Annotated in this window: 13 protein-coding genes; 5 read left to right on the top strand and 8 right to left on the bottom strand. The window is 52.4% G+C overall.

The genetic code is table 11. The features are described 5' to 3' along the window. Positions 1–98: 98 nt before the first annotated feature. Together H2P46_RS15650 and H2P46_RS15645 are read left to right on the top strand one after the other, a co-directional pair. On the top strand, positions 99–428 hold the full coding sequence (locus tag H2P46_RS15650; RefSeq protein WP_193405852.1) for a DUF485 domain-containing protein: 330 nt from the start codon (positions 99–101) through the stop codon (positions 426–428). Next, complete coding sequence (locus tag H2P46_RS15645) at positions 425–2,077, top strand: cation acetate symporter (RefSeq protein ID WP_193405851.1); 1,653 nt, start codon at positions 425–427, stop codon at positions 2,075–2,077. Before H2P46_RS15650 ends, H2P46_RS15645 begins: the two co-directional genes overlap by 4 nt. 49 nt (positions 2,078–2,126) lie before the next feature. On the opposite strand, the gene H2P46_RS15640 is transcribed toward H2P46_RS15645, so the two are convergent. From H2P46_RS15640 to H2P46_RS15630, 3 genes are all read right to left on the bottom strand, one after another. Further along, entirely contained in the window at positions 2,127–2,672 is a 546-nt protein-coding gene (locus H2P46_RS15640; protein WP_193405850.1) for a YfaZ family outer membrane protein, read from the bottom strand. Positions 2,673–2,889: 217 nt separating this feature from the next. Further along, the gene (locus tag H2P46_RS15635) at positions 2,890–3,588 is read right to left on the bottom strand and encodes an LrgB family protein (protein ID WP_193405849.1); all 699 of its coding nucleotides are present in this window, start codon (positions 3,586–3,588) and stop codon (positions 2,890–2,892) included. Further along, entirely contained in the window at positions 3,581–4,006 is a 426-nt protein-coding gene (locus tag H2P46_RS15630) for a CidA/LrgA family protein (RefSeq protein ID WP_193405848.1), read from the bottom strand. The genes H2P46_RS15635 and H2P46_RS15630 overlap by 8 nt, the downstream gene beginning before the upstream one ends. A 101-nt stretch (positions 4,007–4,107) precedes the next feature. On the opposite strand from H2P46_RS15630, the gene H2P46_RS15625 reads away from it, so the two are divergent. Continuing rightward, positions 4,108–5,010 (top strand): LysR family transcriptional regulator, encoded by a 903-nt coding sequence (locus H2P46_RS15625; RefSeq protein WP_193405847.1) that lies wholly within the window; start codon positions 4,108–4,110, stop codon positions 5,008–5,010. Positions 5,011–5,027: 17 nt separating this feature from the next. Here H2P46_RS15625 and H2P46_RS15620 read toward each other — a convergent pair whose 3' ends face one another. The 4 genes from H2P46_RS15620 to soxR form a co-directional block, all read right to left on the bottom strand. Continuing rightward, positions 5,028–6,677 carry a Na+/H+ antiporter gene (locus H2P46_RS15620; protein WP_193405846.1) on the bottom strand — a complete coding sequence of 550 codons (1,650 nt, stop codon included), beginning with the start codon at positions 6,675–6,677 and terminating at the stop codon, positions 5,028–5,030. Between the two features lie 148 nt (positions 6,678–6,825). After that, on the bottom strand, positions 6,826–8,175 hold the full coding sequence (locus H2P46_RS15615; protein ID WP_193405845.1) for an NCS2 family permease: 1,350 nt from the start codon (positions 8,173–8,175) through the stop codon (positions 6,826–6,828). A gap of 370 nt (positions 8,176–8,545) precedes the next feature. Then, on the bottom strand, positions 8,546–9,211 hold the full coding sequence (locus tag H2P46_RS15610; RefSeq protein WP_193405844.1) for a glutathione S-transferase family protein: 666 nt from the start codon (positions 9,209–9,211) through the stop codon (positions 8,546–8,548). A gap of 39 nt (positions 9,212–9,250) precedes the next feature. Beyond that, the gene (gene soxR, locus H2P46_RS15605; RefSeq protein ID WP_193405843.1) at positions 9,251–9,736 is read right to left on the bottom strand and encodes a redox-sensitive transcriptional activator SoxR; all 486 of its coding nucleotides are present in this window, start codon (positions 9,734–9,736) and stop codon (positions 9,251–9,253) included. A 163-nt stretch (positions 9,737–9,899) separates the two neighbouring features. Here soxR and soxS point away from each other — a divergent pair, with 163 nt between their 5' ends. Next, a complete protein-coding gene (gene soxS, locus H2P46_RS15600; RefSeq protein ID WP_193405842.1) occupies positions 9,900–10,325 on the top strand; it encodes a superoxide response transcriptional regulator SoxS in 426 nt (141 codons plus the stop codon). A 267-nt stretch (positions 10,326–10,592) separates the two neighbouring features. After that, on the top strand, positions 10,593–10,874 hold the full coding sequence (locus tag H2P46_RS15595; protein WP_193405841.1) for a YjcB family protein: 282 nt from the start codon (positions 10,593–10,595) through the stop codon (positions 10,872–10,874). Positions 10,875–10,928: 54 nt separating this feature from the next. On the opposite strand, the gene H2P46_RS15590 is transcribed toward H2P46_RS15595, so the two are convergent. Then, positions 10,929–11,879 carry an ATP-grasp fold amidoligase family protein gene (locus tag H2P46_RS15590; RefSeq protein ID WP_193405840.1) on the bottom strand — a complete coding sequence of 317 codons (951 nt, stop codon included), beginning with the start codon at positions 11,877–11,879 and terminating at the stop codon, positions 10,929–10,931.

Raw genomic sequence — 11,879 nt, 5'->3', positions numbered from 1 at the left:
TCTACGTAGTGTGTTTCTGTAGTCACATATAAAAATATTTTGGCCTGACCGCGCGCTTGCGTGAGGTTCACGCCTGCAAATCCTCTGGAGAAACTGTGATGAACGACGCCCTTTCAAGTCAGGATGCAATCTACCAACAGATCGAACGTAACCCCCGTTTTCATGAACTGGTTCATAAGCGTCAGGCTTTCGCCACGCTGCTGTCACTGATCATGCTGGTGCTGTATGTCGGCTTTATTTTGCTGATTGCCTTCGCCCCCGCCTGGCTCGGTACTCCCCTTCATCCCGGCACTAACGTGACGCGCGGAATTCCCATCGGCATTGGCCTGATTGTGGTTTCGTTTGTGCTGACCGGCATTTACGTCTGGCGCGCCAACGGCGAGTTTGATCGCCTGACGAAGCAGATCCTTCGCGAGGTGAAATCATGATGCATCTCACGTTATGGATACTGGCAGCGCTGCTGCCCAGCGCTGCCATGGCTGATGCGCTGACTGGCGAAGTACAAAAGCAGGCGACTAACTACCAGGCGATTATTATGTTTGTGGTGTTCGTCGCTTTCACACTCGGCATCACCTATTGGGCGTCGAAACGTACCCGTTCACGCAGCGACTATTACACCGCTGGCGGTAATATTACCGGCTTACAAAATGGTCTGGCGATGGCCGGTGACTTTATGTCAGCGGCCTCATTTCTCGGTATTTCCGCGCTGGTTTATACCTCGGGCTACGACGGACTGATCTACTCACTCGGCTTCCTGGTCGGCTGGCCAATGATCCTGTTTTTAATTGCAGAGCGCTTGCGTAATCTTGGCCGCTATACCTTCGCCGATGTGGCGTCCTATCGTCTGCAACAGAAACCGATTCGTACCTTATCGGCCTGCGGTTCGCTGGTCGTCGTGGCGCTGTATTTGATTGCGCAGATGGTCGGGGCGGGCAAATTGATCCAGCTGCTGTTTGGTCTGGATTATCATATTGCGGTAGTGCTGGTCGGGATTTTGATGGTGATGTATGTGCTGTTCGGCGGCATGCTCGCTACGACCTGGGTGCAGATCATCAAAGCGGTCTTGTTGCTGTTTGGCGCAACCTTTATGGCCGTAATGGTGATGAAAGCCACGGGTTTCAGCTTCAATACGCTGTTTACCGAAGCGATGGCAGTGCACCCTAAAGGAATAGCCATTATGCAACCCGGCGGACTGGTGAAAGATCCCATATCGGCGCTGTCACTCGGTCTTGGCCTGATGTTTGGTACGGCGGGGGTGCCGCATATTCTGATGCGCTTCTTCACCGTCGCGGACGCCAAAGAAGCGCGTAAAAGCGTGTTCTGGGCTACCGGCTTTATGGGCTACTTCTATTTCCTGACTTTTATTATCGGCTTCGGCGCAATTCTGCTGGTGGGCGCCAATCCAGCCTTTAAAGACGCAAGCGGTGCGTTAATTGGCGGCACCAATATGGCGGCGGTACATCTGGCGAATGCCGTTGGCGGCAGTACTTTCCTCGGTTTTATCTCTGCCGTGGCCTTCGCCACCATACTGGCGGTGGTTGCCGGTCTGACGCTGGCCGGAGCCTCAGCGGTTTCTCACGATCTTTACGCCAGCGTTTACCGTAAAGGCCAGGCAAGCGAACGTGATGAGCTGCGAGTATCAAAAATCACCGTGCTGGTGCTTGGCGTGGTGGCAATTGGTCTGGGGATTCTGTTTGAAAAACAGAATATCGCTTTCATGGTCGGCCTGGCGTTCTCGATTGCCGCCAGTTGTAACTTCCCGATTATCCTGCTGTCGATGTACTGGTCAAAACTGACTACGCGTGGCGCCATGGTTGGCGGCTGGCTGGGTCTGATCACGGCGGTGGTACTGATGATTCTTGGTCCAACAGTTTGGGTCCAGGTTTTAGGACACGCAGAGCCGATTTACCCGTATGAATATCCGGCGCTGTTCTCAATGCTGATTGCCTTTGCCGGCACCTGGTTATTCTCCCTCACCGATAATTCGGTACAGGGCGCGGAGGAGCGCGGACGCTTCCGCGCGCAGTTTATCCGTTCACAAACCGGTGCAGGAATCGAGCAAGGCAAGGCGCATTAAAAAAAGGGCGGCTACCCACGGTAAGCCGCCCTTCTCTTTTTCTGTCGGATTAGAAACACAGTGACGCGCCCACGTAGGGACCATCTACCAGCACGTTATCCTTGCGCCCACCTTTGTTGTCCAGCTCAATGTACTGATACCCAACATGCAGATTCAGCATAGAAATTGGTGTAAAGCTCAGGCCTCCCGCAGCTTCCCGATAGCTGTCGAGATGATCGGTAAGCCCTTCAGGCGCATAGTAATATTCGCCGTACAATCCCCACATACTGTTAAAGCTATAAGCCGCACCCGCTCCCAGCGCTAGCGCAAAGCCATCTTTTCCATCTTCTGGATGGGTAAAGATCGTTTTTGCGGTCGGCGCTAAACGTAACGGACCCACATCTACGTTGTAGCCCAAACCTACACCGTAAGTGCTGCCGTCGTGATCGCTGCGCAGCCAGTTGCCTTTTAGAAACAGCCCCGGCGAGGTCGTGCCGAGTCCCAGATTCAGATTAGTATTGTGCTCACCGACATCAACACTTCCTTCGATTGCCTGTGCAGCACCGCTCAACAAAACGAGGCCCAGTGCGCTTCCAGTAACAAGTTGCTTTAACATGATTCCACTCCGTGAAGGACAATAATTTCGGCGGCAAGGGTAACAGCCTGAAAAGTGGAGACAACTAAATTTGGAAAGCTTTACGTAAACAGACATGTCATGGCAGAAAGCTGCGCCAACGGGGCCGGAACAGCCGCTGTGAATCGTTATGCGCGCTTTTTGCCCTGTTTTTATCTTATTTAAACAAAAGCCGCTCAATCGCAGAGAGGACGGGAATCTACTGTACCGTCCAGAGCAGATGAGCGATCAGCGGAGCCAGCACCACGGTAACCACGCCGGAAAGCATCATGACCAGGCTTGATACGACGCCTTCCTGCTGGCCTAATTGATAAGCCCTGGCTGTGCCAGCCCCATGCGATGCCGCACCGAAACCCGCGCCTTTCGCTACGCCCTGTTTGACCGCTATCCGCAAGAACAGGATATCCCCTACCGCCATGCCAAACACACCGGTGATGACCACAAACAACGCCACTAAATCCGGCTGGCCGCCAATCGGTTTGGCCGCCGCTAAGGCAAACGGCGTGGTGATGGAGCGAACGGCCAGGCTACGCTGGATAGATTCCGGTAGCGTCAGCAAACGTGCCAGCCATACCGAACTGCACACGGCGACCACGGTTGCGGTCAATACGCCTGCGCTCAGCGACAGCCAGTGACGCTTAATAATCGCGATGTTTTCATACACCGGCACGGCAAAAGCCAGCGTAGCGGGCCCCAGCAGCCACAACAGCCAGTGATTTTCGGCAATGTAATCCTGCCAACTGATATGCGTTACCAGCAGCAGCGCCACCAGTACCAGCGGCGTCATGACCAGCGGCATTAACAGCAGCGTGCGCCAGCGGCGATAAAGTCGTTTATTGAGATAGTAGATCAGCAGCGTAATCGCGACACACAGCAGGCTAAGAGTGAAGTCACGCATGATCGCCCTGCTTACGCGCTTCGCGCGCCACTTCATAGCGATAGATCCGGTCAACGACCCATGCGGTGGAAGCCAGTACCAGTAGCGTACTGATGGCGATCACCAGACAGATACGCCAGCCTTCAACGCGCAGCAGATCGCCATAATTAACTACCGCCACCACCGCCGGAATAAAGAACAGAAGCATTTCCGCCAGCAGCCAGTTCGAACCGGCTTTGACCCAGCTCAGCGGCAATATGCGCGTTATGATTAGCAGCAGCATTAATAACATGCCGATGATATTGGCAGGCAGCGGCAAATGCAGCCAGCTTACCAGGCGATCGCAACCCATAAATACTCCGATGTACAGCACCAGCTGTAACGGTACTCCGAGTCGCTGCAGCATGTCCGCTCTTCGCGGACTGAGCGCTGACGCCATATTTTTTCTCCCCGTAAATTTTAGTGCTCAGTATAAATCGCGAACAAAGGGTGAAAAAAATGAATTAATATTATTAAAATCATGCCAAAAAGGAATAGTTTATGGACGTCCGCACCCTGCGTTACTTCACCGAAGTTGTTCGCCAGCAAAGTTTTACCCGCGCGGCGCAGAAGCTGTTTGTCACGCAGCCAACGATCAGCAAAATGCTGCGCCAGCTGGAGGAAGAGCTGGGTTGTACCTTGATTTTACGCGATGGACGGCGTCTGCATCTTACCGATAGCGGTCAGGCGGTTTATCAGCGTGGCTTAATGATTTTGCAAGAATTTCATCAGCTGGAAGCGGAAATTGGCGACATCAACCAGCTTAAAACCGGCGAACTACGGCTCGGCATTCCGCCAATGGTGGGGATGCAGATAGCCGGTTCGATCTCAGCGTTTCGTCGGCGGTATCCTGGCGTGCAGCTAAAAATCTCGGAGTTCGGCGGTTTAACTGTGCAGCAGGCGGTGCTAGCCGGCAGCCTGGATATTGCGCTCACCGCGCTACCGGTCGATGCCGAATTGCCGCTCAACACGCTGCCACTGATGGGTCATCCGCTGTGCGTATTGTTGCCACGCCACGCTGAATGGCTGAGTCGCAGCCATATCGCTTTGCCTGAACTGGCTGAACACCCGCTGCTGATTTTCAATGAAGAGTTCTCACTGAATCGCCAGTTAATGCAAGCGTTCCAGCGGCTTGGCATAACGCCAGACATCGCGGTACGCAGCGGACAATGGGATTTTCTGGCGGCGATGGTCCAGGCGGAAATGGGTTTAGCCGTTTTGCCGGAGCCAATTTGCCAACGGCTGGATAAACAGTCCTTGTTATGGCTGCCGCTGGAATCAGAATTGACGTGGAATTTGGGACTTATTTGGCGCGAAGGCCATTATCTGTCGCGAAGCGCGCAAGCATGGATTGCCTGCTGTCGCGAATACTGGCCCGGTGATGCGCCGCGTCTTTCCGTTTAAAGACGCGGCGTTACGCCTTACTCTTCTTTCTCGATCAGTAACGCTTCCAGCAGATCGAGATCGTGCAGCAATTTCTGCATGGTTTCGTTCGAAATTTGTTGCGTGGCGCGTAGGTGATACACTTCGGCGCGCTCAGCACGCAGCGCGGTCAGACGGAAACGGCGCTCCAGATTTTCAGCAAACAGGGCGTGATCGATGTCATTTTTGCCCTCGGCGCGACGACGCAGATTGCCAATCACGCGCAAGCTCACCTCTCTCAGCAGCTCAGGATCAATATTCTCTTCGGTCTCATTTTCCAGCCGGGATTCCATCTTTTGCAGGCTTTCAATCGCCACGCTCGCCATGACCGCCCGGGCATTTTGCAGCTCGCGGCGATGGCTGGATTTATCAATACCGTCGTAGCCACGCAGCAGAATCGGCAGAATGATCACACCAATCAGCAGCGAAAACAGGATCACGCCGGTAGCGATAAATACCAGTTCATAACGGGCCGGGAACGGTTCGCCACTGCTGAGAAACAGCGGAATGGACAAGACACCCGCCAGAGTGATGGCACCGCGTACGCCAGCAAAAGAAGCAATTAGCAGCTCCTTAAAGGAATAACTGGAGAATTCCAGCGGCTTTTTCTTTAGCAGCCGCTTGCTGAAACGCTGCATGATCCATAGCCAGCCGAAACGCACTACCATCAGCGCGATATACACCAACCCGATGTCAGCGAACAGCATCCACAATTCCACGTTAGGATCGGCGGTTGCCTGATCAATGGAGGTTTGCAGAATATCTGGCAATTGCAGGCCGAGCATCAGGAACACCATGCCGTTAAACACGAACTCCAGCATCTGCCAGACGCTGTTAGCGCGTAAACGCATCGCCAGCGGCGCCTGACGAATAATGCCGGACCGCGTAATGGTCATACCCGCCGCCACGGCAGCCAGGATACCCGAGACGCCTAAATGCTCAGCAATCAGATAAGAGGCAAACGGCAGCAGCAGCAGTAATACCGTTTGTGTCGCTGGATCATCACCGCTCCAGCGGCTCAGCAAACGCAGCGATTTACCGTACAGCCAACAAACAGCCACGCCAGCCACCAAACCGCCAACGGCCACTTTCAGGAATTCAATGCTGGCACCGCCCCAGGTAAACACCATGGTTCCCATCGCTACCGCGACAGCAAACTTGAGAGAAACCAGGCCAGACGCGTCATTCATCAGCGCCTCACCCTGTACGATCGACATAATTTTTTTCGGGATGCGCCCTTCGCCAACAATACCGGAAAGCGCTACGGCATCGGTCGGCGACAGCACGGCCGCCAGCGCAAAGGCAGGGATCAGCGGAATCCCCGGCACCATCCAGTAGATCAGATAGCCAATACCGACGACTGTAATTAACACCAGCACCAGAGCTAATCCGATGATTTCACGACCATGATGCAGGAATTCGCTGATCGGTGTTTTCCAGCCGTCCGCAAACAGCAACGGCGGAATAAACAGCACTAAAAACAGCTCAGGATCAAAATCGACGTGCAGACCGAAGTGTGGCCAGGCGAGCAGCGCACCCGCGAGGATCTGCACTAACGGCAACGGGATTTGAAAAGGAAGAATGCGAGCAGCGACGCCAGAAAGCGACACAACTAGCGTCATAATGAGAATAGTAAAAAAGATTTCCATGCTTTCCTTAGACGCCTTGAAGTCTTTTAGTCAATATCGTGAGCGCTAAAGTGTAAAACAAACGCGAGACCAGGAGATTGCCTCGCGTGCGACAAAAGATAAAAAAATAGAAAATATTGGGCGTGCGGCTGCACGCCCGGCTGAATAGTCAGATCGCCCAACCTCCCGCGTAAAACGCAACCAGGGCAACGGCAATCACCACTGTGCCTGTATTCAGCTTGCGCCATTCACCGGCAAAAATGCGTCCTACCACCAGCGCCGCAAAGCCGAGCATAATACCGGTCACGATATTGCAGGTCATGACGATCATGACCGCGGTCAGCAGCCCAGACATCGCATCAACAAAATCATTAAAGTCGATTTTAGCGACATTGCTCAGCATCAGCAGCCCAACGTACATTAACGCAGGGGCGGTTGCGTAGGCTGGCACCAGGTAGGCTAACGGCGACATAAACAGAATCACCATAAACAGCAAGCCAACCACAATCGCCGTCAGACCGGTCTTTCCCCCTGCGGCTGTGCCTGCTGCCGATTCGATATATACCGCGGCAGGCGATGCGCCCACCAAACCGGCAAACAGGCTGGTGACCGAATCGGTGGTCAATGCGCGGCCGCCATTAATAATCTGCCCGTTTTTATCCAACAGGTTCGCCTGTCCTGCTACCGCACGGATTGTGCCGGTGGCGTCAAATACCGCCGTCATCACCAGTGCCAGTACGCTTGGCAGCACAACCGGCTGTAATGCGCCCATAATATCAAGACTGAATACCAGCGACTGACCATTGGCATCCTTCAGGCTCGGCAGGGCGAATAATCCCCGATAGGTAACCGCCGGATCGAAAATCAAACCCAGTAGCGAAATAGCGATGATAGTCAGCAAAATGCCACCCGGTACGCGGCGCTTTTCAAGCCCAATGATAGCTGCCAGCCCCAGCAGCGACATGATGACTGGAAATGAGTCGAAATGACCCAGCGCGACCGGCAAACCCGCTACCGGGTTTTTTACCACCAGGCCCACACCATCTGCTGCAATCAGCAGCAAAAACAAACCAATTCCCACGCCAGTGCCATGTGCTACGCCCATCGGCAAATTACGCAGGATCCATGAACGGATGCCGGTAACTGAGATCAGGGTGAATAATACCCCCATCAGGAATACCGCACCGAGTGCCACCGGCACGCTGATCTGCTGACCGAGCACCAGGCTGAACGCAGTAAAAGCCGTTAATGAAATCGCGCAGCCAATGGCCATCGGCAGGTTAGCCCATAATCCCATAATAATTGAGCCGAAGCTGGCAACCAGACAGGTGGCGACAAATACCGCTGTTGGTGAGAAACCGGCTTTGCCTAACATGCCGGGCACAACGATCACCGAATAGACCATGGCCAGAAAAGTGGTCAGTCCCGCCAGAGTTTCCTGACGTACACTGCTGCCACGCGCAGAGATGGAGAACCAGGCGTCCAGTTTTCCACTGGCCGGGCGTGATTCATTTGACATAATTGAGCCTCAAAGAGTTTTTTGTTGTGTGGATCGCCCTGCGACCGCTGCCCTGAATTCCCTAGGTAAAGTGTTTGCGCCAACAGGTTGCAAACGGAAGGCAAACGTTTACCTTACCGCAGATAATTGACCATTCGAAGATGAGCAAATAAAAAGGCAAACGATTATCCGGCGTTTGCTGGCATATTTTCAACTGCCTGATGGGCATTGTTCAGGATAAATATTTCACCGGGGAGCTTCGCCAGCGTCTGTGCTCCGTTGCGCAACAAACTCTACGCAACGCCTGGCCTTTGAAGTAATAGACTTTTCTTATCATGAAGAGGCGTTGCGCAACGGTGTGAAACGATTGTCGCGCAACGCAAAAAAAGATTCAGCCAGGCAGGTTAATATCGCCACCCTGCTGGATGGCGCGCTGCCAGGCGGCACGCTGCTTCACGGTTTCCAGCCATTTTTGCGTGGCGGGCATATGCTGTAATCCGGCGCGCTGGTTTAACGCCAGCAGCGGAAAACTCATTTGAATATCAGCGATACTAAAACGTTTTCCAGCAAACCATTGATGCGTAGCAAGATGTTGTTCAATCATCTGCGTATGCGGTTTTAGCTGTTTATCCAGCCAGGATTTTTGTATGCCTTTCCCCAGCGCGCCACCAACCGGACGAAGCAGCCAGGGCACCGGTGCCTGCCCGAGTCGGCCAAAAATCAGTTTCATCACCAGCAGAGGCATCAGCGATCCTTCAGCATAATGCAACCAGTAACGAGACTGCAGCATCTCCTCTTCGTCAGAAAGTTTCAGCCGATATTCTGCGTCATATTTACCCTCAAGGTACTCAAGGATCGCGCCCGATTCAGCAATAACCCGGTTTCCGTCGGTGATTACCGGCGATTTGCCCAAAGGATGAACTTTTTTTAATGCGTCAGGTGCCAGCAGGGTGGATTCGCGCTGGTAGCGCTTGATTTGATAAGGCACTTCCAGCTCTTCCAGTAGCCACAGCACGCGATGCGAGCGCGAATGTTCAAGGTGGTGAACGGTAATCATCGTGATGCCCTGTTAGGTTGTGTCAGCCAATTATAGACGTCACTCAGGCTCGGGCAGCTTGTCTCCCTGTTCAGGGTCGAGCAATACCGCACCTGAGCCTTGTTGCCCCAGACGGTCACCGGGATTGCGTAACGGACAATCACGCATTGAAAGACAGCCACAGCCAATGCAGCCATCTAAATCGTTGCGCAAGCGAGTCAGGGTTTCGATACGTTTATCCAGCTCCTCACGCCAGTGCTGGGTCAGCGCATCCCATTCGTGAGTTGACATGCGTTTATTGGCGGGAATGTGTTCCAGGCTGTCGCTCACCGTAGCCAGCGGAATGCCAATGCGTTGTGCAATCTTGATGATCGCCACACGTCGCAGCACATCGCGGCTGTAACGTCGCTGATTACCTCCGTTGCGCGTACTGAAAATAAGCCCTTTAGTTTCATAGAAATGCTGTGCGGATACGGCGACGCCACTGCGTCGCGCCACTTCGCCCGGCGTTAAAACCGGTTTTGGGTAGTTGCGATCTTTTTTCATTTGGCTCTTTACCTCAAGTTAACTTGAGGAATTATACTCGTTCCCCATCAGAACAACGAATCCATCATTCTCCCCAACGCGTTCATATTTCAGGAAAGCAGCGCGCTTACTGGTATAAGACATGAAGCACGACGGGGAAAATCATCACCAGAAGGATGAGACCATGATGCAAGAAGAGATCATTCATACCCTGACGCACTGGATTGACCAAAATCTGGACAAGAGTTTGTCCATTGATGAAGTGGCAGCAAAATCGGGTTATTCGAAATGGCACCTGCAACGTATGTTCCGTACTGTGACGAAACAAACGCTGGGTGGATATATTCGCGAGCGTCGCCTGACGCTGGCCGCTGAAGCGCTGAGCCAGACGCAACGTCCGGTATTTGATATTGCGATGCAGTATGGTTACGACTCGCAGCAAACCTTCTCACGCGTGTTTCGTCGTCAGTTTTCACAAACGCCGACAGCCTATCGTCATACGATGCGCCGTCAGACTATTGCACGTCCCCGTCTGCTAAGCTTTGATTGCAGCGAAAATATCGCCAGTTTTACCCAACGCACTACCGGTGAGTGCTGCCCCGTTCGTTAAATAGCCGTGCGTCCTTATGGGCGCGCCTTGTCTTTTGTTTTCCTTCTCTTTTTTCACCCGCCGCATTCCGCTCAATCTTCCAGCAGTTTTTTCTACCATACCAGATACAAATTTTGTTCAAAAATTAAAATCGGATGATATAATGTGATTCAAGTCACATTATGACCTTGGGTTGACGGAGAAAAAGCACTACCTGGCATGCTTTTCCTCCGCCGGTGATGTCCGCAGATTGTCAGGGATCATTACTGATTTATTGAGGTCGAGCCGATGGCTACGTTAACTACCAGTCTTATTGTAATGCGTTGGGAATTGCTGAGCGCCGTAATGATGTTTTTTGCCAGCACGCTGAAAAACAAACTCCGTCAGGACAGTCACCATGTTATGGCCTTTATGTGTGGCGGCATCGGCTTAGGTATGACCTGCTGGTTTGTAACCGGCCTGATGGGGATTACTCTGAGCATGGAAAATGTGCACAATTTTATGGAAATCTCGAAGAATGCCTTTATTCAGGTGATGAGCCAGGCACCTGCTGACTGGCCAATGCCCTAAAAATTTCCAATAAAAAACCCCGCCTGGCGGGGTTTTTTATATTGCTGTGTACGTTTAAATTTTCTTCAACATGGCAGGGATATTAACATCCTGTACTGTGACGCCCGGTCTCTGTGTTCCGCGGCAGTCCTGAATCCACATATCTCCCATTATCTGATTTAGCCCCCGATCTAAGCCTGTCACCAAACCTGCGCCAGGAGTAAACGTCAGCTCGCCGAAATAAATATGCTCTTCATGGATATACCAGTCAACGCGCACATAATCGAAATCACTGGCCAGTTTCTTGCTCATATCAAGCGCATGTTGCAGCGACGGCATAACGCTGGAAATATCCAGTCCGGTATCGCGAATCGTATGAAAGGCTTCAGTCAGGTTATTCACATAGAAATTCATTGACAGCAGCGGCTGGCAACGGTTGTAGATAACCTGTAACACATATTCAAATTTGCCATCGCGCTTGTTGAACATGTGGAACTTGTAGTCAACAGGCGCGCTTTTGCCATCACCGATGTACTGCTCCACCAGAATGCGCGGCTTGATGTAGCGATAATGAATTTCACGCGCTTCGTTCGCAAAATCGGTTTTTAACCAGCGATAGCAGTCATGAATGATCTGCTGCTTACGTAGCGTGTCCGGCTCCTCAAGCAGAATTTCCACCATATTAGACGCATGGTTCGGTTTGATCACCGTCCCCTTCCAGCAAGGCAAACTGTTCAGGGTGGTCGGATCAGTGGTTTCATGTACCAACGGGATCAGGTATTCACTGCCAATCTTCTCAGCGATAAATTCGCGTACGCAAAACTTATCTGACAATCGACCATAGTTTTGGTAATCGCCATAGACAAATTTGCGGTAAAGCACCTTTTCGTTGAACACCTTCGGCTGACGAAGATTGGGCAGCTTTCTGAACTTGTGAAAGTAGTAGATGCGGTCCTGATAAGACCAGGGCATCTTCTTGATAAAATACTGCACACTTCTTCTGAGTTCTTCTTTCAACTTGAGCAT

It is taken from the genome of Mixta mediterraneensis (assembly GCF_014946725.1).
GTDB lineage: Bacteria > Pseudomonadota > Gammaproteobacteria > Enterobacterales > Enterobacteriaceae > Pantoea > Pantoea mediterraneensis.
This window is presented reverse-complemented; position numbering and strand designations above follow the sequence as displayed.